This window comes from Actinoallomurus sp. NPDC052274 (assembly GCF_040679475.1).
Taxonomy (GTDB): Bacteria; Actinomycetota; Actinomycetes; order Streptosporangiales; family Streptosporangiaceae; genus Actinoallomurus; species Actinoallomurus liliacearum.
Genome location: NZ_JBFAUT010000033.1, coordinates 56,609 through 76,540, shown reverse-complemented (window position 1 = coordinate 76,540; position 19,932 = coordinate 56,609). Strand labels below are relative to the sequence as shown.

22 protein-coding genes are annotated in these 19,932 nt (G+C 72.9%); 11 read left to right on the top strand and 11 right to left on the bottom strand.

What is annotated here, in order from left to right:
- Positions 1-24: 24 nt before the first annotated feature.
- A complete protein-coding gene (locus AB0K82_RS26190) occupies positions 25-1,170 on the bottom strand; it encodes a serine hydrolase domain-containing protein (RefSeq protein WP_364401561.1) in 1,146 nt (381 codons plus the stop codon).
- A 300-nt stretch (positions 1,171-1,470) separates the two neighbouring features.
- On the opposite strand from AB0K82_RS26190, the gene AB0K82_RS26185 reads away from it, so the two are divergent.
- Genes AB0K82_RS26185 through AB0K82_RS26175 form a run of 3 tightly spaced genes read left to right on the top strand, consistent with a single transcriptional unit; the run spans position 1,471 to position 2,845 of the window.
- Entirely contained in the window at positions 1,471-1,686 is a 216-nt protein-coding gene (locus AB0K82_RS26185) for a sigma factor (protein ID WP_364401558.1), read from the top strand.
- 24 nt (positions 1,687-1,710) lie between these two features.
- On the top strand, positions 1,711-1,980 hold the full coding sequence (locus tag AB0K82_RS26180; RefSeq protein WP_364401556.1) for a sigma-70 family RNA polymerase sigma factor: 270 nt from the start codon (positions 1,711-1,713) through the stop codon (positions 1,978-1,980).
- A 1-nt stretch (position 1,981) separates the two neighbouring features.
- Complete coding sequence (locus AB0K82_RS26175) at positions 1,982-2,845, top strand: hypothetical protein (RefSeq protein ID WP_364401554.1); 864 nt, start codon at positions 1,982-1,984, stop codon at positions 2,843-2,845.
- Between the two features lie 43 nt (positions 2,846-2,888).
- On the opposite strand, the gene AB0K82_RS26170 is transcribed toward AB0K82_RS26175, so the two are convergent.
- The 5 genes from AB0K82_RS26170 to AB0K82_RS26150 form a co-directional block, all read right to left on the bottom strand.
- A complete protein-coding gene (locus AB0K82_RS26170; RefSeq protein WP_364401606.1) occupies positions 2,889-3,767 on the bottom strand; it encodes a 2-hydroxyacid dehydrogenase in 879 nt (292 codons plus the stop codon).
- Between the two features lie 329 nt (positions 3,768-4,096).
- Positions 4,097-4,339: a hypothetical protein gene (locus AB0K82_RS26165; protein WP_364401551.1), complete on the bottom strand. Its 243-nt coding sequence runs from the start codon at positions 4,337-4,339 to the stop codon at positions 4,097-4,099.
- 51 nt (positions 4,340-4,390) lie between these two features.
- Entirely contained in the window at positions 4,391-5,545 is a 1,155-nt protein-coding gene (locus tag AB0K82_RS26160) for an acyltransferase (protein WP_364401548.1), read from the bottom strand.
- 169 nt (positions 5,546-5,714) lie between these two features.
- Complete coding sequence (locus AB0K82_RS26155; protein ID WP_364401546.1) at positions 5,715-6,572, bottom strand: SGNH hydrolase domain-containing protein; 858 nt, start codon at positions 6,570-6,572, stop codon at positions 5,715-5,717.
- Between the two features lie 29 nt (positions 6,573-6,601).
- Positions 6,602-7,408, bottom strand: a complete 807-nt coding sequence (locus AB0K82_RS26150; protein WP_364401543.1) for an SGNH hydrolase domain-containing protein — start codon at positions 7,406-7,408, stop codon at positions 6,602-6,604.
- Between the two features lie 218 nt (positions 7,409-7,626).
- Between AB0K82_RS26150 and AB0K82_RS26145 the strand changes: the two genes are divergently transcribed.
- On the top strand, positions 7,627-8,073 hold the full coding sequence (locus tag AB0K82_RS26145) for a DUF6086 family protein (RefSeq protein WP_364401541.1): 447 nt from the start codon (positions 7,627-7,629) through the stop codon (positions 8,071-8,073).
- Positions 8,074-8,131: 58 nt separating this feature from the next.
- Here the strand turns inward: AB0K82_RS26145 and AB0K82_RS26140 are convergent, their stop codons facing one another.
- Positions 8,132-8,929: an AraC family transcriptional regulator gene (locus tag AB0K82_RS26140; RefSeq protein ID WP_364401538.1), complete on the bottom strand. Its 798-nt coding sequence runs from the start codon at positions 8,927-8,929 to the stop codon at positions 8,132-8,134.
- A gap of 26 nt (positions 8,930-8,955) precedes the next feature.
- Between AB0K82_RS26140 and AB0K82_RS26135 the strand changes: the two genes are divergently transcribed.
- The 4 genes from AB0K82_RS26135 (at position 8,956) to AB0K82_RS26120 (ending at position 12,490) form a co-directional block, all read left to right on the top strand.
- Positions 8,956-9,618, top strand: a complete 663-nt coding sequence (locus AB0K82_RS26135; protein ID WP_364401603.1) for an alpha/beta hydrolase — start codon at positions 8,956-8,958, stop codon at positions 9,616-9,618.
- Between the two features lie 53 nt (positions 9,619-9,671).
- Positions 9,672-10,211: a hypothetical protein gene (locus AB0K82_RS26130; RefSeq protein ID WP_364401536.1), complete on the top strand. Its 540-nt coding sequence runs from the start codon at positions 9,672-9,674 to the stop codon at positions 10,209-10,211.
- Entirely contained in the window at positions 10,160-10,786 is a 627-nt protein-coding gene (locus AB0K82_RS26125; protein WP_364401534.1) for a sulfotransferase family protein, read from the top strand. The genes AB0K82_RS26130 and AB0K82_RS26125 overlap by 52 nt, the downstream gene beginning before the upstream one ends.
- A 141-nt stretch (positions 10,787-10,927) precedes the next feature.
- Positions 10,928-12,490 (top strand): SagB/ThcOx family dehydrogenase, encoded by a 1,563-nt coding sequence (locus AB0K82_RS26120; RefSeq protein WP_364401532.1) that lies wholly within the window; start codon positions 10,928-10,930, stop codon positions 12,488-12,490.
- Here AB0K82_RS26120 and AB0K82_RS26115 read toward each other — a convergent pair.
- The 4 genes from AB0K82_RS26115 to AB0K82_RS26100 all read right to left on the bottom strand — a co-directional run bounded on the left by AB0K82_RS26115 (position 12,480) and on the right by AB0K82_RS26100 (position 16,803).
- A complete protein-coding gene (locus tag AB0K82_RS26115) occupies positions 12,480-13,373 on the bottom strand; it encodes a serine protease (RefSeq protein ID WP_364401529.1) in 894 nt (297 codons plus the stop codon). The two genes, AB0K82_RS26120 and AB0K82_RS26115, sit on opposite strands and share 11 nt — an antisense overlap.
- Before the next feature lie 242 nt (positions 13,374-13,615).
- A complete protein-coding gene (locus AB0K82_RS26110; protein WP_364401527.1) occupies positions 13,616-14,959 on the bottom strand; it encodes a 6-phospho-beta-glucosidase in 1,344 nt (447 codons plus the stop codon).
- Positions 14,960-15,085: 126 nt separating this feature from the next.
- Positions 15,086-15,739, bottom strand: a complete 654-nt coding sequence (locus tag AB0K82_RS26105; protein ID WP_364401524.1) for an ABC transporter ATP-binding protein — start codon at positions 15,737-15,739, stop codon at positions 15,086-15,088.
- Positions 15,736-16,803, bottom strand: coding sequence for an ABC transporter permease (locus tag AB0K82_RS26100; RefSeq protein ID WP_364401521.1), 1,068 nt, complete (start codon positions 16,801-16,803; stop codon positions 15,736-15,738). Before AB0K82_RS26100 ends, AB0K82_RS26105 begins: the two co-directional genes overlap by 4 nt.
- Before the next feature lie 95 nt (positions 16,804-16,898).
- Here AB0K82_RS26100 and AB0K82_RS26095 point away from each other — a divergent pair, with 95 nt between their 5' ends.
- The 3 genes from AB0K82_RS26095 to AB0K82_RS26085 all read left to right on the top strand — a co-directional run bounded on the left by AB0K82_RS26095 (position 16,899) and on the right by AB0K82_RS26085 (position 19,922).
- On the top strand, positions 16,899-17,483 hold the full coding sequence (locus tag AB0K82_RS26095) for a TetR/AcrR family transcriptional regulator (RefSeq protein ID WP_364401519.1): 585 nt from the start codon (positions 16,899-16,901) through the stop codon (positions 17,481-17,483).
- Positions 17,484-17,775: 292 nt separating this feature from the next.
- Positions 17,776-18,585 carry a trypsin-like serine protease gene (locus tag AB0K82_RS26090; protein ID WP_364401516.1) on the top strand — a complete coding sequence of 270 codons (810 nt, stop codon included), beginning with the start codon at positions 17,776-17,778 and terminating at the stop codon, positions 18,583-18,585.
- 14 nt (positions 18,586-18,599) lie between these two features.
- Complete coding sequence (locus tag AB0K82_RS26085) at positions 18,600-19,922, top strand: NAD(P)/FAD-dependent oxidoreductase (RefSeq protein ID WP_364401514.1); 1,323 nt, start codon at positions 18,600-18,602, stop codon at positions 19,920-19,922.
- Positions 19,923-19,932: the final 10 nt, after the last annotated feature.

Genomic DNA, 19,932 nt, shown 5'->3' with positions numbered 1-19,932 from the left:
CCGCCGAGCCGCCGTACGGTCCGGTCAGCCGCAGAAGGCGGCCTCGGCGACCTTCTTCAGGTCGGCGCGGAAGTTCGGGTCGGCTTGGAGCCTCTCGTCCGTCTGGTTGTAGGAGATGATCGCCTGCCGCTTGCCGTCCTTGCTGGTGTACGCCCAGGTCCGGTAGCCGGGCCAGCCGCCGTCGTGGCCCCAGGCGCTGCCGCAGCGGAGGCGTACGCGGTAGACGCCGAGGCCGTAGTTCTCCGGGGTGCCGTCGTCGATGACCGCGCGGGTCGTGGTCAGCTCGCGCTGCTGGGCGCGCGGGAGGAGCCGGCCGGTGAACAGGGCCCGGTGGAACTTCGCCACGTCGTCCACGGTGGAGATCATGCCGCCGGAGGTCCAGCCGCTGGACGGGCTGATCAAGGTGCTGACATCGCCGTACGAGCCGTAGTAGCCGTGGACGTACGGGCCGGAGAAGCCGGTGCCCTGAGGCATCGAGGTGTGTTTCAGGCCGAGCGGCCGGATGATGCGCCGGCCGATCTCGGATTCGACTCGATGCCCGGTGACCTTCTCAATGATCATCCCGGCGAGGATGTAGTTGGTGTTGGCGTAGCTCCAGCCCTTGCCCGGCTCGAACAGCGGCTTCTTCTCCAGCGCGATGTCGACCAGTTCCCGCGGCTTCCACACGCGCTCGGGCTGCGTCTGGATTCGCGGGTCCAGGGCGTACTCGTTCAGGCCGCTGGTGTGCTGCAGCAGGTTCCGTACCGTGATGTGGCGGCCGTCGTTGCCGCCGGCCCGCACGACGCCGGGCAGCCAGTGGTCCACGGTGTCGTCCAGGGAGAGCCGGTGCTCGGCCACCAGTTGCAGCAGCACGGTCGCGGTGAACGTCTTGCTGATGCTGGCGATTCTGATCTGCAAACGGGGGTCCATCGGGGTGCCGGTCTTCTGGTCCGCGACACCCGCGGCGAGGTGGGTGACCTTGTTCCCCCGGCGCGTCATCACGATGACGCCGGGCTGCCCGTCGGCGACGAGGCGGTCGACGGCCGTCCGCAGCCCCTTCGGCTGCCGCCCGTCGGCCGTGCCGCTCGTGACCTTCGTGGGGGTCTGGCGGTCGGCCGCGTGCGCGAGCGGTGCGCCGACGGTCGTGACGACCGCCGCCGCGAGCAGACCGGCCGTCGCACGTCGGGCCACAGTTCCAGCGCGAGCCATTACGTCTCCAGGTTCAGGGTGTGTCGGTCGGTGACGTGATCAACTCTGCTGGACGACGGGTGGGTCGCACATTGGTCCCAACCGGCGTATCCGACGGTGTACCTGGCAACACCCCCCCGGTTCGTTCGGCTTCGCTACCTCGGCGACGTTCTTCCGGCCATCGGCGGCGAGCGGCGGGGCGGCGTCCGGAGCCGGAGGTCGCCCTTCCTCGACGAGTTCGACGCTCGGCGGCATAGCCGTCCGGTCGCCGGATGTCTACGGGGGTGACAGAAAGGAGGCGCCGTGAACCGAGAGGCCAAGGAGAGCTTCACGCGGTTCGTCGCGGCGCGGTCGAACAGTCTCATCCGGCTGGCGTACGTGCTCACCAACGACCAGCACGCCGCCGAGGATCTTCTCCAGACCGCCCTCACGAAGACCGCTGTCCGATGGCGGCACGTCCGCGACAACCCCGAGGCTTACGTGCGGCGCGCCATGTACAACGAGCAGATCAACCGCTAGAAGCGCCGCAGGCGGGAGACGGTGATGGCCGCGTCCTTCGCCGAGCAGGTCGTCGCCGACCGCAGCGGCGAGGTCGATCTGCGGCTGCTGCTGGAACGGGCCCTTCTCGCCCTGCCGCCCCGCAAACGCGCGGTCCTGGTCCTGCGCTACTTCGAGGACCTCCCGGAGAGCGAGGTCGCGCAGATCATGGGCTGCTCGGTCGGCACCGTACGCAGCCAGGCGGCCAAGGCGATCGCCCGCCTCCGCGAACTCGGTCCTGACCTGGCCGCTCACCTCGAACCGACAAGGGGCTGACATGACGAACGACATGATCAAGGACGTGATGGACGGCATCGCCGACCGGGCGCGGCCGGTCGACGGGCTGGCCGAGCAGGCGCTGCGCCGAGCGGTCCGGCGCCGCACGGCCGTCGGATCCGTCATCGCGGCCGGTCTGGCCGCGGCGGTCGCGGTGCCCGTGGTGGCCGTCACCCAGGCGGGCGGGGACCCCGTGGAGAAGACGCGGACGGTGGCGACGGAGTCGGATCCGGCCGCGGGTGAGGGACTGCCCGCCGACACGGCCGCCGGACGCGCGGTCGTACGGGAGTGCATGCCGACCGATCCGAGGTTCCCTCCGGAGCGGCGCCCGACCGGGCACCGGCCACTGAGCGTGCCCACGGGGCCGGGCTACCGGGCACGGGACTTCCGCCTGCTCGCCTCGCAACCGGTGAAGGCCGGCCGAATCGTGCTGCTGGGCAGTTCGCAGGGGTACCGCACCTGCCTGCTCGACCGCTCCGGCAAGGCCAGTGCCTTGGACCGCCTGCCCCACCAGACCGCCAACTTCTGGTCCTTCCCCACCGGGTACGGACTGGCGAACATCAAGGGTCCGGTGTCCGTTCAGGGCCTCGGCGGCGGTGCCACCGCGTACGGCGCGGCGCCGTACATGCTCGCGGGGGTCGGCCTGGTGAGGCCACAGGTCACCAAGGTCACCGTCCGGTACGGCAGTGGCGAGCCGGTCACCGCGACGATCTCCAACGGGTTCTTCGTCGGCGGCGTGGTGGTGCCCTTCGCCAAGGGGACCAAGCTGATCGAACGGTCGGTCGACGTCACCGCCTACGACCGTACGGGCAAGATCGTCTTCACCTACCATCAGCCGGGGGTACCCGCCGACGCGCGCGGGTGATCCGCTCCCGCGTGCGACCGGCCGGGCGCGTGCCGTCGCCCGGTCAGGCCGGGCGGGTGACCTGGTTGAGGAGCGGCTCTCCGGCGGCGTACCTGCGCAGTTGCTCGGCGATCAGGCGTTCGGCGCGGGGGTAGAACGTCGCGGAGCCGCCGCCCACGTGCGGGGTGATCAGGACGTTCGGCGTCGACCAGAGCGGGTGGCCGGGCGGGGGCGGTTCGGGGTCCATGACGTCGAGGGCGGCGCGCAGCCGGCCCGACCGGGTCTCGGCGAGGAGGGCGGCGGTGTCGATGGTGCCGCCGCGGCCGACGTTCACGACGAGGGCGTCGTCGGGGAGCGCGGCGAGCAGGCGGGCGTCGAGGAGGCCGGTGGTCTCGGCGGTGAGCGGCAGGGTGGACACGAGGATGTCGGTGTCCGGGAGCAGGTCCGGCAGTTCGTCGACGCCGTGCACCGACTCGGCCGGGCGGGGACGGCTCGCCACGCGCCGTACCGTCGTTTCGAAGGGCAGCAGGCGGGCCTCGACGGCGGCGCCGATCGAGCCGTACCCGAGCAGGAGCACCCGCGAGCCGGCGAGCGAACGGGTGAAGTGCGGCCGCCAGCGCTCCTCGGCCTGGTCGCGGACCCAGCGGGGCAGCTCGCGCTGCGCGGCCAGGATCAGTCCGACCACGTGCTCGGCGACGCTCGCGTCGTGCAGGCCCCGGCCGTTGCACACCGTGACGCCCGGTGGGACGTGCGGCAGCAGCGCGTCGACGCCGGCGCTGAGGCTCTGTACGACCTCCAGCTTCGGCATCCGGCCCGCGAGCCGGACGGTCTCGGGTCCCTTCGCGTACGGCAGCACGTAGAGCCGGACCTCGGACAGGTCCGCCGGGGCCGGGCCCGTACCGTCGTAGACCTCGACGGTCAGGGAGTCCGGCCAGCCGCCCATCAGGTCGGCGACGTGCGGCCAGGGCACGAGCGTGTCGGGCGGGACGCTCAACGAGGTGACCTCCCGTACGGGCGTGGCGCGGGGCAACGACGTCGGCGCCGCCGTGGTACGGGCGGCGCGGCCGTCACCGGGCGGCCGCCGCCGCCTGCCCGCCGGTGGCGTCGTCGGGCCAGCCTACGACGGGCGGCGCGGCGAGCCGGCCCGGGGCGCCGAACGAGCCCACGCGCCGAAGGCGGCCCGGGGAACCGGCCGAGAATGGCACCTGCCCCTCCCCCGGGCCGAACACGCCGTATCCGGAAGGATCACCGAGCTCCGGCGGATTTCAGCGACTAGCCGGAGAAGTCCGTCACGTTCCAGTGCGTACCCGCGTTCCTGTTGCACATTTCAGCGACATAGCGCGGCGTGAATCCATTCTGCTGGGCATACGCGTTGATGCCCGCGACGGACTGGCATATGCCGCCCGCCCGCCGCAGGACGCCGGCCTCCGCCGGGGCGCTGGTCACGCAGGTCAGGCCAGTGATCGTCATTGCCACGAGCGCCACACCGACGCCCTTTGTCTTCGAGATACGCATCGTCACACTCCTTCGTGAATTGGTTGACACACGTCCACAGTGGCCAGTTCTCTACGGTCCGCTGACCTGGATATCGTCGCGCTGTTCGACAGGGGCCGACGGCTGGAGGAGAATCGCCGCGCAGGCGACCATCGTCGCCACGGCCAGGAATGCGGGTGCCAGCACTCTCATCGGCCTGCGGCTGTGCCGCAGCGGGTTCTCCACCAGGTGGTACGAGGCGGTCGCGACGACGGCCGTGGCGATCGCGGCCACGACGACCCGCTCCGCGGCGGGCCACTGCGGGCGTTCGGCGGCGAGGAACACCCAGATCGGCCAGTGCCAGAGGTAGAGCGAATAGCTCACCTTGCCGACGGCGACCAGCGGCCGGGAGCCGATGACCCGCGCGGGCGGCCCCTCCGGGGTGAGGACGAGCGAGCCGATGAGCGTGGCCGCCGCGGCGCCGGCGACGGCCAACTGCCAGGAGTACAGGCCGCGGTCGTTCAGGTTCGCGGCGGACCAGAGGCAGGCGAGGCAGGTGCCGGCGAGGACGCCTGCCGGAGCGGTGACGCGCGCCGGCAGCCTGCGGTCGACGACCGCCGGCGAGGTGGTGAGCACGGCGAGCAGCGCGCCCAGCGCCAGCCCGCCGGCGCGGCAGTCGGTGCCGAGATAGGCGCGATCCGGCGCCCCGGGCAGGAACAGCAGGTGCATCGCCGTGTACGCGCATCCGGCGCACAGCAGGGCGGCGCAGGCCAGCACCCGGCGCGAGCCGACCGTCCCCATCAGCACGACGAAGACCAGCGGCCACACCAGGTAGTACTGCTCCTCGACCGCCAGCGACCACAAGTGGTTGAGCGGTGCCCGGTCGACGGGCATGCCCCAGTAGCCGACCTCGGCGAAGATCGAGTACCAGTTGGAGCCGTACACCAGCGCGGCGAGGGTCTGGGAGTTGACGGTGTGCCGCATCGACGCCCCGGCGCCCAGGTGCATCCAGACCTGGACGGCCACCAGCACCGCCAGCACCGCGGGGAGCAGGCGACGGGCCCGGCGGCCCCAGAACACGGCCAGCCGGGTCGTCCCGGTACGAGCGCGTTCCGCGAGCAGGAGCCGGGTGATCACGTAGCCGGAGATGACGAAGAACAGGTCGACGCCCAGGAAGCCGCCGTGCAGCGGGAGACCGAAGTGGTAGGCGATCACGGCGAGCACCGCGAGCGCGCGCAGTCCGTCCACCGCGGGAATGTGCGACACACGGGGGACGGGTTCCCGGCGGTCGGCGATGGGTTCCGGCTCTGTGGTCAGGCGGCCTCGGGACCGGGGGACGCCGGCACCGGCCGCCCCCGAGAGGCGAACCGGTCGTGCCGGGACCAGGGCCGGTGCCGGGTTCCGGCGGCGCGGGTGGTCAGGACGCATGGGCGTGCAGATCGGTGTGGATCGAGTTGAGGATCCACGCGGCCAGCCGGTCGCGCGCGACCGGGGCGGGGTGACCGGTCTCGTCGTAGACGGGGATGCCGGAGATCACCGCTGGACAGTCCCTGTCGTCGGCGCACATCTGGCCGTGCAGGTCGAGCAGTCGAACGCCCGGATTCCGCTTCGCGGCGGCTCGCAGCGCGGCGTTCATCGCGTTCGACCAGCGTCCGTTGACCTCGTTCCAGTAGGGCTTCGCGTAGTCGGTGACGGTCGTCAGGAACACCCGGGCCCCACCCGACGCGAGCACGCGGACGGCCCGGTCGAGCTGTGCGTCGAACCGCGCCCGGAACACCGGGTCGGTGATGGACGTCGGGTGATCCTGCCCAGGGAGCTGCTGGGGGTTGTGGGCGTCGTAGATCCCGGATTCCAGCAGCACCGCCGCCGGGCGGACCCGGGCGACCAGGGTCCGCCAGGACTCGGGCCAGTCGTTGCACGCCGGTTTGGGGATGAGCCGTCCCGACTCCAGGACCTTGGCGGGCTGCATGATGCCGCAGCCACCCCGGCCCGCCGGGATCACGGTGTTGTGCCGGTCCCCGTCCGCGCCGGCGACCTTCTCCATCCCGATGCCGAGGGAACGGCCCCAGGAGTCTCCGACCACGAGAACGCTCAGGTCTCGGACGTTTGGGCGCAGCGCCGCGTCGCCCAGCGGCGGGACCGCCGGGTTCGCCGCCGACCGTACGGGTGGTCGCGTCGCCGCCCGGCAGCCGGTGCCGCCTCCCGGCAACAGGCCGACCGCGCAGCAGCCGACCGCCGCCGCGCGCAGAGTCGCCCGCCTCGTGATGCCGATCACTGGCTCTCTCCTCCTCGAGTGAGCGGGTGTCATCCGGTTCGGTGGCCGACAGCCGTCCACAGGGTGCTGAGGATCCAGGCGCCGAGCCGGTCGTGAGCCGGAGCGGTCGGGTGGCCGGTCTCGTCGTAGACGTCCATGCCGTGGATGCGAGCAGGGCAGTCATCGTGCGCGCACAACTGGCGCCGTACGTCGAGCAGATGGACATCGCGACGGGCGTTCCGCCGGACGACGGTCTCCACCTGTCGGTTCATCTCTCGGGCCGTACGGCCCTCGGCGCCCTTGCCGATCACGGCGGTGCCGACGTAGACAGTGGCGCCTTGGGCGCGCAGCAGCCCGAGGGCCCGGTCCATGTTCGCCTGGTACCGCTGCCGGAACACCGGGTCGCCGAGGTCACGCGGTCGACCGCCGTCGATCACCTGGGGCGTCTGGTCCCAGTACGCGGTGTACAGCACGACGGCCTGCGGCCGGTACCGCTCGACCAGCCGAGGCCACTGCTCGGGCCAGGTCCGGCAGGCCGGCCTCGTCGCCGTGAGCCGGCCGCCCGGTGCCTCGCCGGTCGGCAGCATGATGCCGCAGCCGCCCTGAGCCGCGTTGACCACCGTGTATCCGCGCGCCTTACCCGCGTCCGCCATGCCGACCCCGAGGTTGCGCGCCCACGAGTCGCCCACCACGAGGACGGTCAGCCCCTTGGCCCGCGGGGCCGGGCCCGGCAGGCCCAGCGGTGGAGCGCCCGCCTCCGCCGCGTTCCTCCCGTTCGCCGACGGAGGAGCCTCTCTCGTCGGATGGCCGCAGCCGACGACGCCGCCGAGCAGCATCGCGACCGCGCCCACACCCATCGACCGGATAATCCGCACGTCGCCCCCGCCAGGCCGCCCCGCCACAAGATCAGACAGAGACGTAACCGAACGTGATCATCCCTAATCCGAGCGCGAGCCGATCGGTTGGCAAACATCGGTTCCGCAGGACGCAACGTGCGACGGGTGTGACCTGACTGGTTGACGCAAGATCATCTTCTGCGCTTGGCTGGCCCGTCCCCCGACTGGATGAGGTCGCAGTGAAGAAGCAACTCGTTCTGGGCGCCGGGTACTTCCAGGTCGATGATCGGGTGCTGTGGAACCCGTCGAACGGCGTCGCCCGTGTCTTCGTACGGACGGCGGAGGTCCTCGTACCCGAGGCGGAACTGCCGACGGGGCTGGGCCCGATGGTGGAGGACGAGTGCCAGGTCGACATGGCGGCGTTCACGGCGTTCGTCCGCGCGCTCATCGGGCGGTACGAAGCGTCCAACCACCGGATACTGCGCTCGCTCATGGAGGACTTCATCGCGGTGGCCCTGGTGCTCGTCGAGCGCGGCGGCGGGACGCTCCGGCCATCAGACCCGCCGGTGGGATGGCAGGACGTTCAGGCGGGACCGGGCACCGAACTGCCGCCGAGCGACCAGAGGGGCGGCACCGAGCGGTGGGCGGCCCTCGTCGCGGAGTACGCCCGGGCGATGCCGCACTGACCAGGTGGGGCGGCGGAGAACGGGCCGCCGGAGACCTGCGAAGACTCGCGCGGGGAGGTCAGCGGCCGCTGTGGGCGGTGCGCCAGCGGCCGGGTGACAGGCCCTCCTGGCGCTGGAAGAACGTGGTGAAGTTCGCGGCGTCGTCGAAGCCGAGGCGTTCGGCGCAGCGGGCGACGGGCAGGTCGGTGTGGGCGAGGAGGCGTTTGGCCTCCAGCAGGATCCGCTGGTCGAGGAACCGCTTGGCGCCCACGCCGGCGGCCGCCCGGGTCGCTCTGGTCAGGGTGCGCGGGCCGTGGCCGAGGGCGCGGGCGTAGTCGCCGACGTGGTGCCAGCGGGTGAAGTGCTCCTCCACGGCGGCGCGGTAGCGGCGGAAGACGGTCTGGTCCGCGGGCGCGGCCGGGGCGGGCGGCTCGGCGGGGTGCACCCGCAGCACGAGGGCCGCGAGCAGGTGGGCGAGGACGGCGGGCGACGCCAGGCGCGGGTCGGCGACGGCCGCCGCGTGCTCCTGGGCCAGGTGGTCCGCCGCTCGTACGCTCAGCTTCCAGGTGGGCTCGTCGAGGCGCCGGCCGGCCGGTGCGAAGGCGTCCGCGGCCGCCCGGGCGGCGGGGCCGGCGGGCACGAAGCCCTGCTCGAACAGGATCAGCGGGCCGTCGAGGTCGTCCACGTCGGTCCAGCGGTGGACGACGCCGGGCCGGATCCACACGACGCTGCGCTCGCGCAGGTCCTGGTCGACGAAGTCGGCCGTGTGCCGTCCGGTGCCCGACCGTACGAGGGCGAGGACGTGGAAGTCCGGGCGTTGCGGCCGGACGCGCCGGCGGCCGGGGTCCATGCGCCGCAGCCCTTCGAAGTTCAGCACGGACCTGGGACGCGGTCGTCGAGCGGCTGCCGGCCGGGCGCGACGTCGTCCGGTTCGACCAGCGCGGCTGGGGTTCGTCGCGGCGGCTGCCCGGCCCGTACGACCTCGACCGGCTCGCCGACGACGTCCTCGAGGTCGTGGCCGGCCTCGGCCTGGAGCGGTACGTCCTGGTAGGGCACTCGATGGGCGGGAAGGTGAGCCAGCTCGTCGCCGGGCGGCGTCCCTCCGGGGTGGCGGGTGTGGCGTTGGTGGCTCCGGCGCCGCCGCGGCCGCCCGCCATGGTGACGCCCGAGTATCAGCGGGTCCTCGCCCAGGCGTACGACTCGCCGGAGAGCGTGGAGCAGGCGCTCGACCACGTCCTGACGGCCATTCCGCTGGACGCGGCCGTCCGGGACGCCGTCGTGCGCGACAGTCTCGCGAGTGACGCCGACGCGCGGCGGGAGTGGCCGCTCAGGGGCATCGCGGCGGACGTCTCGACGGCCGTCGAAGGGATCGACGTGCCCGTTCTCGTGCTGGCGGGCGAGCAGGACCGGGTCGAACCGTCGGCCGTCCTGCGCGAGCACCTGCTGCCCGTCATCCCCCACGCCCGGCTCGAGGTCGTCCCGAAGGCCGGGCACCTGCTGCCGATCGAGGCGCCCGACGCCGTCGCCTCGCGGCTGGAGGAGTTCGCCGCCGGCCTCGGCCGCTGATCGGCCCGGTATTGCACCGGTCGGTGTAATGGGCGGTCGGCGCGGTGACGGTGGTGGCGACGATCGCCACGATGGCCGGCGTGCCCCGGGTCGAGCGCGCCGAGGGCGGCGGTGGAGGTCTGCGCGAGGAGATGCGGGTGTTCGCCGGTCCCCGGCTGTGGCCGGCGCTGTCCACCAGCACGTTCATCATCGGCGCGAGGTTCTCCGCGTTCAGCTACTTCACCCCGATCCTCACCCGGCTCACCGGGTTCGGCGCCGGAACCGTCCCGGTCCTGCTCATCGCGTACGGCGCCGCGACGGTCGTCGGGAACAACGTCGTCGGACGCCTCGCCGACCGGCACACCGTCGGCGTGCAGCTCGGCGGGCTCGTGCCGAACGCGCTGTTCCTGAGCGGCTTCGCGCTGCCGGCCGAGCGACACCCGCTCCCGTGTCGGACGCGCCCGACGTCACCGCGCGCGACGTGCGGGTTTGAGGGGATTCGTACGGGGATGACCCCTTCAGGGGAACTGCCACGCCGGACGGGGGTTTTGGAGGGATCATCGTGCTGGAGGTCATCGGGGCCGGGTTCGGGCGTACCGGGACGCTGTCGTTGAAGCTGGCGCTGGAGCGGCTCGGGTTCGGGCCCTGCCACCACATGACCGTGCTCATCGACGATCCGGAGCAGATCGACCGGTGGACACGGGTGCTCGAGGACGGCGACCCGGACTGGGACGAGGTCTACCGCGGCTACCGCGCGACCACCGACTGGCCCGGCGTCGCGTTCTGGCGGCAGCTCCTCGAGCACTACCCCGAGGCCAGGGTGATCCTCACCGTCCGCGATCCGAGAAGCTGGTACGAGAGCGCCCGCGAGAGCATCTTCCGCGCCACGGCGATCCACCCGGCCGATCCGCTCGGCGCACGACGGCGGCGGTTCGTGCAGCGGCTGGTCTGGGAGGGCGACTTCGGCGGCCGGTTCGAGGACCCCGAGCACGCGATGGCGGTGTTCACCGAGCACAACGACGCGGTACGCCGCGAGGTCCCGGCCGATCGGCTGCTGGAGTTCCGCGTCAAGCAGGGGTGGGGGCCGCTGTGCGACTTCCTCGGAGTGCCCGTGCCCGATGAGGCGTTCCCGTGCACCAACGACCGTCAGGAGTTCGCCGAACGGGTCGCCCAGCGGGAAGGGCGGTGAGGCGTCCTGCGCGGAGCATCGTCCTGCCGGCGCGAGATCCTCTCCAACGCGGGAGCGCCGGCCGGCGCGTGACCGCGAGCAGGCCGCCGCCGTACGCCGGTTCCCCGCGTACGACCGGGCCGGTTGAGGTATACAGCGCAGATGAGCGACGGCGAGATCTCCCGGCTCTACCACGAGGCCACCGGCTTCGGCTCCGGACGGCCGCCGCGGCCGGACTTCCCCGGGTTCGTTCCGTCGGATCCGCGGAACCGGCCGCACCCGTTCAAGCGCTATCCCGGCGCACCGGTCCGCGACCTTCCCACGGACCTTCCACCCGGCGGGGCGCCGGCGGTGACGGCGCTGTCCGGACGGGTGCCGCCCGAACAGACCGGCGTTGACCTGGAGTTCCTCGCCCGGCTGCTCTTCTTCACCACGGGTGTGACGCGGCGCACCGTCGTCCAGGACCTGGACATCTGGTTCCGGACCGCGCCGTCCGCCGGCAACCGGCACCCGGTGGAGATGTACGTCGCCGCCGGGGCCGTCCAGGGGCTGGAGCCCGGTCTGTACCACTTCGCGCCGGACGTGTTCGGCCTGGAGGAGCTGTCCCCGGGGGACTGCCGCCCGGCCATGGCCGGTGCCGCCGCCGCGTCCGAGGTCGCGTCCGCTCCGCTGGTCCTCGTCCTCACCGGGATCCCCTGGCGGACCGCGTGGAAGTACGGCGAGCGGGGCTGGCGGCACGTGTACTGGGACGCGGGGACGGCCCTCGCGAACCTCCTCACGGTCGCCGAGGCGTACGGGGCCCGGGCGCGCGTCCTGCTGGGCTTCGTGGACTCCGCGCTCTGCCGGTCGCTCGGGATCGACGACACGGCGGAGTTCCCCGTCGCGATGCTCGTCGTCGGCGGTCCCGGCGAGGTGGGCGAGGCGGAGGCGGACGGGTGTGCGCCGCCGAGCCTGGAGGCGGCCCGGCTCTCCCCCGCACCGCTCGAGTTTCCGCTGATCACCCGGGTTCAGCAGGCGGGCGAGCTGGCGACGGCCGAGCAGGTGACCGCCTGGCGGGCGACCGCTCGTCTCGGGCCGCCGACCGCGCGGGACGGCGTGGAGCCGCCCGCGTCGGCGCCGGAGGAGCCGATCGAGTCGGTGATCCTGCGGCGCGGGTCCACGCGGCGGATGCGGCAGGAGGTCCTGCCGGCCGAGCTCCTGGAGTGGGGGATGGCGGTCGCCACCCGGCGGCTGCCCTCCGACGCCGTTCCGGCGGGGGCGACGCTGCTCTCCCATCAGCTCGACGTCCACGCGGTCCAGGGCGTCGAATCCGGGCTGTACCACTGGGCCGGCGGACGGGCGGAGCCGTACCGGACCGTGCCGGAGGCCGCGGCCCGACGGCTGAGCCGGTACCTGTGCGGGAACCAGGCGCTCGGCGGCGACTCCGCCTTCACCGTCTTCATGTGCGCCGACCTGGACCGGGTGCTCGTCGCGTACGGCGACCGCGGCTACCGCGTCGCGCAGCTCGAGGCGGGGGTGGCCGCCGGGCGCCTGCAGCTCGCGGCGTTCGCCCTCGGGTACGGCGCCACCGGCCTCACCTTCACCGATGACGACGTGTCGGCGGCGTTCGGCAGCGGCGCGGCGTGCATGCTCGCCATCTCCGTCGGGACCCCCGCCTACCGGGGCCGGCCGGGCGGCCCGCCCGGCCGGCCCTCGCGGGTGCGGGTCGATCTGATTACGAGATGACGCTGTTGATCCACTTGTAGTAGGCGCCGACGCCGGTGTAGGCGTCCGGGCCGCCGCCGCAGATGTCGCTGACGCCGCGGCTGTCCACGCCCTCGAGCCGCCAGCGCCCGTCGACCAGCATCAGCAGCGGCGAACCGGAGTCACCGCCACAGGGGCCGCGGACGCCCTCCGGGTTGTCGGTGCAGACGTCGCCGGGGTAGGCGCCCCACGCGTCGCTGCCGTTCTCGTCGACGTGGCACTTCTGCGTGCTCAGCGGAAGGACCGTGGTGTCGAGCTGCTGCAGTTGGGTCGGGAGCCGGCTCGGGTCGCTCGCCTCGTTGGAGGTGTAACCCCAGCCGATCTCCCGGACCTTGACGCCCGGGTCGGGGAGCTTCCAGTCCAGGGGAACGGTCTTCTCGGGCTGCGGGGTGGTGAGGTGGACGAGGGCGATGTCCTTGCCGAGGCTCTTGTCCGGATAGTTGATGAAGTCGGGGTGCACGACGATCTTGTCGATGTCCGAGACCGTGCCGCCCGTGGTCCGGTCGTTGGAGCCGACCCGGACGTGCAGGAGCGAGGGGTCCCAGGGCACGGACGTGCCGGCGTCCGAGCCGGTCGTCATGACGCAGTGCCCGGCGGTGACCACCCAGTCCTTGCGGATCAGCGCGCCGCCGCAGCGGTGGGAGTTCGGGACCCCGTTGCGGGTGTACTGCAGCGAGATCATGAAGGGGTAGTTCTGGGTCGCCGTCCCGCCACCCACGATCTTGGGTGAGGGGTCACCGGTCGTGTCCGCGGTCGCGGCGGCGCCGGTGGTCGCCAGGGCCCCGGCGACCACGGCCGCCGTCGCCAGCACGCGCGCGAACGTCCGTCGCCGGTCGGTGGAGGGGGTGGCCAGAGTCGATGTCATCGTCGCTGACTCCTCGTCACATCGTCTGTCAGGGGGGCGGATGTGAGGGGGCCGCGCGGCATGTGCGCCATCGGCCCCGGGCCGGACGTTACCGGCCGGGGGCACGAAGTTGATCTTGAAGATTATGTGATCTTGGTCTCGCCCCGGCGACCGGCGACGGGCCGGAGGGGGGGCGGGCGCGCAGGTGGGACGGCTCGGAGGGCCGGGTCGAACGTGCAGGTGGGACGGCGCGGGGAGCCGGGTCAGGAACGCAGGTAGGACAGTTCGGGGAAGCGTGCCTCGTACCGCTCCAGGAGGCGGCGCGCCACGGTCACGGAGTCGACGAGCGGGTGGGTGGCGAGGGCGCGCAGCGCGGCCGGGCGCGAGCCGGTGGTCGCGGCCTCGAGGACGGCGCGCTCGACCGCCTTGATCGTGGTGACGAGGGCGAGCTGGTGGTCGGCGAGCGGCGCGCAGGCGACCGGGCGGGCGCCGTTGGCGTCGACCAGGCACGGCACCTCGACGACGGCGTCGTCGTCCAGGCCCGGCAGGGCGCCGCGCCCCCGGACGTTGAGGATCAGGGTCGTGCGCTCGTCGTGCGCGATGGCGCGCATGAGCGCGAGCGCGACGTTCTCGTACCCGCCGGACTCCAGGTCGCAGGACTCGCGCTCGCCGGCGCGGGCGGCCTCGCGGTTCTCCGCCATGTAGGTGGTCTCGCGGGCCATCCGGGTGGTCTCCCACGCTTCGAGCGCGGAGCCGGGCGAGTCGGGCGTACGGGCGTAGAAGTCGCGCTGCTGGTCCAGGACGAGCGCGCCGCGGGTGCGCTCGGCGTTCCGGGCGGCCGCGACCGCGTCGCGGGCGAAGTAGTAATAGTGCAGGTACTCGTTGGGGACCGCGCCGATGGCCCGCAGCCACTCGCCGCCGAACAACCGGCCCTCCTCGAACGACGCCAGCGCCGCGTCGTCGGCCAGCAGCTCGGGAAGGACGTCGTGGCCCTCGACACGGACGGCGCGCAGCCAGCCGAGGTGGTTCAGCCCGGCGTAGTCGAACCACGCGGTGCCGGCGTCGACGCCGAGCGCGGCGGCGACGCGGCGGCCGAGGCCCACGGGTGAGTCGCAGATGCCGATCACGCGGTCGCCGAGGTGGCGGGACATCGCCTCGGTGACGGTGCCCGCCGGGTTGGTGAAGTTGATGACCCACGCGTCCGGGGCGACCGCGGCGACGCGGCGGGCGATGTCGACGGCGACGGGGACCGTGCGCAGGCCGTACGCGAGGCCGCCCGCGCCGACGGTCTCCTGGCCGAGCACGCCCTCGGCGAGGGCGAGCCGTTCGTCGGCGGCGCGGCCGTCGAGGCCGCCGACGCGGATGGCGGAGAACACGAAGTCCGCGCCGGTGAGCGCCTCGTCCAGATCGGTCGTCGCGGTGACCGCCGGGGCGTCCGGGTGGCCGGCCGCCTGTTCGGCGAGGACCTGGCGGATCACGGCCGTACGGGCGGGGTCGAGGTCGTACAGGACCACGTCGGTGACGCGGCCCTTGCCATGGTCGGCCAGGAGCGCGCGGTACACGAGCGGCACCCGGAACCCGCCGCCACCGAGGATCGTCAGTCTCACCCGTCGACTCTCGCACATTCGCACATCTCGGGGCACTTCCCGGCCGTGCCGAAGAGTCGCGGCCGGCCCGGCCGACGGCCCTCGCAGGTCGCTGCGGCGCCTCGGAACGCCGGCCGCCTCCGGTCGTCAGGGCGCCATGTCCACCACGCGCCCCGCTGCGGCGGTGACCGCCGGGTCGTGGGTGGCGACGGCGGCGGTGCAGCCCTGCCGTTCGGCGCAGTCGGCGAGCAGCGCGGCCAGATCCGCGGCCTGCGAGCGGTCCGCGGCGGCGGTGGGCTCGTCGATGAGCAGCACCGACGGTTCCAGCAGCAGCGCGCGGGCGAGCGCGGTGCGCTGGCGCTCGCCGCCCGACAACTGCTCGGGCCGGTGCCCGAGGCGGTGCCCGAGTCCCACCGTTTCCAGCACCTCGGCCGCCCTGTCGCGATAGCGGGCGGGGCGGCGGCCGTTGACGTGCGCGATCGTCAGGACCTGGTCGAGCACGGTCAGGCCGGGCAGCAGGTTCCCCGACTGGAACATGTAGCCGATCCGCTCGCGCCGCACCCGGGCGCGGGCGGCGTCGCCGAGCGGCGCGATGTCCTCGCCGTCCAGCAGGACACTGCCGGAATCGGGACGCAACAGCGCGCCCGCGACCGCGAGCAGCGTGGACTTGCCCGACCCCGACGGGCCGGTCAGCGCGGTCAGCGTGCCGGGGGTGAACTCCAGGTCCACGCCGTCCAGGACGGTCGTGCGGGCCGCGTCACGCCCATAGGTGACGACGACCTTCTCCAGGCGCAGGCTCATCGGTTGGCTCCCAGCATGGTCAGCGGGTCGGGGGAGGCGACGCGGCGCAGCGTCAGGGCCGCGCCGACGAGACCGGCCACCGAGACCGCGGCGACGGTTCCGGCCAGGGTCGGCACGGGCAGGCTGAACGGCACGGCCGAGCCGAGCCCGAGCCCGACTCCGACAGCGATCGCCCCGCCGACCACGGCGGCGGCGATCACGACCAGCGCGGCCTGGAGCAGGGTGTGCCCGAGCAGCGACCGGCGCGCCGCGCCGAGCGCCCGCAACAGCGCCAGTTCGGGCGTGCGCTGCACCGTCCACACCGCGAAGAACGCCCCCACCACGAGCGGTGCGATCAGATAGAGGAAGACCAGGATCGAGTTCATCGTGATCCGCTCGCCCGAGTAGCCGGGCGCGGCGGCGAACGCGGCGTCCCTGGTCACGGTCTTGGTGCCGAGCCGCTGGTCGGCTGCGGCGAGGTCCGCGTTGCCGGTGGCGCGCAGCGCGACGGCGCTGACCTCGCCGGGCCGCCCCGCCGGGTGGATCTTCTGCCAGCTCGCGACCGACATGTAGGCGACGGGCACATGGCCGTACGCCGACCGACCGGTCACCCCGACGACCGGCAGCCGCACGCCGATCCGGTCGACGACGATGGTGTCGCCGGTCCGCACGCCCGCGTCGGCGATCTTCCGCGAGATCACCACGCCGTCCCCGGTCAGTCCGGCGGGCGCGGCGAACGAACCGGGCTGTACGCCGAACGCGGCCATGTCGACCGGGACTCCCCGGCCGGTGGTGCCGCGGGTGATGGACACGCCGAGCGGGACGGCCCGCACGCCTGGTGTCTCCTGCCAGCCGCGCACCGTGGCCGGGTCCAGGGCGCTGCGCGCGAACTGATCGGAGCCCGTGCCGGAGGCGAAGACGATGTGGGTGGCGGGCAGCCGGCGCAGTGCCGAGACGGTGTCGTCACCGAGGCCGTTGGTGAACCCCGAGACGATGCCCACCAGGGCCGCGATGAGCGCCACCACGGCGCCCATCAGCAGGAAACGACCGCGCGCCGCGCGCAGTTCGCGCAGGATCAGGAACATGACGAAGGCCCCTCCAGGGGGAGGTTAGGGACGGTGTGTCGCCAAACTGTACTCTCTTGGGGATGGTGCGTCGCCAAGCGGCCTAGACTGGGCCGGTGCCGAAGATCCAGGCGCCGACGGTCGCCGATCACCGCGCCCACCAGCGCGCGGCCCTGCTGAAGGCCGCGCGCGACCTCCTGGAGGAGAGCGGGGACGGCACCGCGGTGACGTTCGCCGCGGTGGCGCGGCGCACCGGGCTCGCCCGGAACAGCGTCTACAAGTACTTCGGCGACCGGCGCGAGCTGCTCGCGGCCGTCGTCGCGGACGTCGTCCCGCACTGGCTGGAGGCGATCGGCGCGGCCATGGCGGAGGCCGGCACGCCCCGCGAGAAGATCGCGGCGTACGTGCGTGCGCAGTTGGAGATGGTCCGCGACGGCGGCCACCGGGTGGCGCAGGCCGTCGCCCGGGATCCGGAGGCCGCCGCGCTGAAGGGCGACAGCGCCCGCGCACACGCCGCTCTACTCACCCCCGTCGAGACGGCGCTCACCGAGCTCGGCGAGCCCGACCCGCGGCGCGCGGCCGGGCTGCTGCAGGGCATCGTCAACGCGGCGGTGTCCGCCTTGGAGGCGGGCGATGACCCGGAGGCCGTCATCGCCCTCGCCGTCCGGGCCGCCCTGTCGGGCTTCGGCGGCCGTCCGTAGCCGGCGAGACGCACCGGCACGCGCCAGGGCCTGACCGGCTCCGACGGCGAAGCGCCGCCACCTGACCGAGAAGGATCTGGAGAACCTCTTCCTCGCCCTGGCCTGACACGACTCCCGGGGCCGGATAACGTTCATAACGGCGAGGTCACGGTCGATCAGGGGCGAGGGCCGGGCGGGTGAGCGGTACCCAGACACCTCACAGCAAGCCCCCAGGGCGCGAAGAGTTTCGGGAGTTATCCCTAAGGAAAGAACGCGGCAGGGGGGTGCGATGCGTAGATTGTTGTGTTTGGTGATGTCGGCCGTGCTACTGGCCGGCTGCACCACGGCTCATGGAAAGACGCCCCAGGTCGCGGCGGAGACTCAGACCGCCGGGACCCCCCACCCATCCCCGACGACCAGTGCTCCTCCGACTCCTCTCCCGACGGGCACGCCGACCGCCAAGGCCGCGCCCGAGGGCCGTCACGTCGGGGCGATCTTCTCCCACGACACCTCGGGCACCCACTTCTGCACCGGGAGCACGGTCGACAGCCCCAACCACAACCTGATCATCACCGCCGCGCACTGCCTGCACGGCGGCAAGGGCAGTGACTACACCAGCGACCTCGTCTTCGTTCCCGGCTACCACGACGGCAAGGCCCCGTACGGGGTCTGGAAGATCCGTACGCTGCTGGTCGACACCCGGTGGGCCCACGACTCCGACGAGGACATGGACGTCGGCTTCGCCGTGGTCGCCCCGCTGAACGGCCAGAACGTCGGCGACGTCGTCGGTGTCAACGCGCTCGGCATCGACCCCGGCTTCCGCAACGTCGTACGGGTCACGGGCTACCCGATGCGCTCCGACAAGCCGGTCACCTGCGTGAACGCGACGAGCAAAGAGGACACCTACCAACTGCGCTTCGCCTGCGAGGGGTACCTCCCCGGCACCAGCGGCAGCCCGTTCCTCGCCGACTACGACCCGAACACCCATACGGGCAAGGTCGTCGGCGTGATCGGCGGCCGGGAGGAGGGCGGCGACGAGGACGACGTCTCCTACAGCTCCTACTTCGACGACGACGTGAAGCACCTTTACGACGAAGCGGTACGGGAAAGCACGCCGCAGTAACCCATGATGGGGTCATGGACGTCGACGTCATCGTGATCGGGCTCGGGCCGGGAGGCGAAGAGGTCGCGGGCGGTCTGGCCGCCGCCGGCCTCGCGGTGGTGGGCATCGAGGACCGCCTGGTGGGCGGCGAGTGCCCCTACTGGGGCTGCATTCCCAGCAAGATGATGATCCGCGCGGCGGACCTGCTGGCCGAGGCCCGCCGCGTCCCCGGGATGGCCGGAGAGGCGGACGTCCGGACCTCCTGGGCCCCGGTCGCGAAGCGGCTGCGCGAAGCCACCGACGACTGGGACGACAAGGTCGCGGCCGACCGGTTCACCGGTAAGGGCGGCACGCTCGTGCGCGGCGAGGGCCGGATCACCGGTCCGGGCGAGGTCACCGTCGAGGGCCGGGTGTTCCGCGCCCGCAAGGGCATCGTCATCTCGAACGGCACCGCCCCCTCCGTACCGCCGATCGACGGCCTGCGCGACACGCCGTACTGGACGAACCGGGAGGCGATCGAGGCCACCGAGGTCCCCGAGTCGCTGATCGTGCTGGGCGGCGGGGCGATCGGCGCGGAGCTGGCCCAGGTGTTCGCCCGGTTCGGCAGCCGGGTCACGGTGGTCGAGGCCCTCCCCCGGCTGCTCGCCATGGAGGAGCCCGAGGCGGGCGACCTGCTGCGCGAGGTCTTCGAGGCCGAGGGCATCACCGTACGGACCGGCGCGAAGGTCGAACGGGTCCGCCACGACGCGGACGGGTTCGTCCTGAACGACGACCTGCGGGCCGAACGGCTGCTCGTCGCCACCGGCCGGCGCACCGACCTCAAGGCGCTGGGCGTCGCGGCGGTCGGCCTGGACGAGGACGCGCGGTTCGTGGACGTGGACGACCGGCTGCGCGCCGCCGACGGTGTGTGGGCGGTCGGCGACGTCACCGGGAAGGGCGCGTTCACGCACGTGTCGGTGTACCAGGCGCGGATCGTCCTGCGGGAGATCCTCGGCCAGGACGGGCCGCCCGCGGACTACCGGGCGCTGCCGCGCGTGACCTTCACCGACCCGGAGATCGGCGCGGTCGGGCTGACCGAGCAGCAGGCCCGGGACCAGGGGATGGACGCGCGCGTGTACCGGACGGACCTCGCGAAGTCCGCGCGCGGCTGGATCCACGGGGCGGAGGGCTTCCTGAAGCTGATCGAGCACGACGGCGTGCTGGTCGGCGCGACGTCGGCCGGGCCGGTCGGCGGCGAGGTCCTCGGCGCGCTGGCCGTCGCCGTCCACGGCGAGGTGCCGGTGGAGCGGCTCCGGCACATGATCTACGCGTACCCGACGTTCCACCGCGCCATCGAGGCCGCCCTCCTGGAGGACTGAACCGGGAACC

Excerpts from the sequence above, each read along its gene's own strand:
- AB0K82_RS26100 (WP_364401521.1), bottom strand. The coding sequence starts at position 16,803 with ATGTTCCTGATCCTGCGCGAACTGCGCGCGGCGCGCGGTCGTTTCCTG.
- AB0K82_RS26105 (WP_364401524.1), bottom strand. The coding sequence starts at position 15,739 with ATGAGCCTGCGCCTGGAGAAGGTCGTCGTCACCTATGGGCGTGACGCG.
- AB0K82_RS26085 (WP_364401514.1), top strand. The coding sequence starts at position 18,600 with ATGGACGTCGACGTCATCGTGATCGGGCTCGGGCCGGGAGGCGAAGAG.
- AB0K82_RS26175 (WP_364401554.1), top strand. The coding sequence starts at position 1,982 with ATGACGAACGACATGATCAAGGACGTGATGGACGGCATCGCCGACCGG.
- AB0K82_RS26115 (WP_364401529.1), bottom strand. The coding sequence starts at position 13,373 with ATGACATCGACTCTGGCCACCCCCTCCACCGACCGGCGACGGACGTTC.
- AB0K82_RS26170 (WP_364401606.1), bottom strand. The coding sequence starts at position 3,767 with ATGGGCGGCTGGCCGGACTCCCTGACCGTCGAGGTCTACGACGGTACG.
- AB0K82_RS26090 (WP_364401516.1), top strand. The coding sequence starts at position 17,776 with ATGTCGGCCGTGCTACTGGCCGGCTGCACCACGGCTCATGGAAAGACG.
- AB0K82_RS26180 (WP_364401556.1), top strand. The coding sequence starts at position 1,711 with ATGGCCGCGTCCTTCGCCGAGCAGGTCGTCGCCGACCGCAGCGGCGAG.
- AB0K82_RS26150 (WP_364401543.1), bottom strand. The coding sequence starts at position 7,408 with ATGGGTGTGGGCGCGGTCGCGATGCTGCTCGGCGGCGTCGTCGGCTGC.
- AB0K82_RS26120 (WP_364401532.1), top strand. The coding sequence starts at position 10,928 with ATGAGCGACGGCGAGATCTCCCGGCTCTACCACGAGGCCACCGGCTTC.
- AB0K82_RS26165 (WP_364401551.1), bottom strand. The coding sequence starts at position 4,339 with ATGCGTATCTCGAAGACAAAGGGCGTCGGTGTGGCGCTCGTGGCAATG.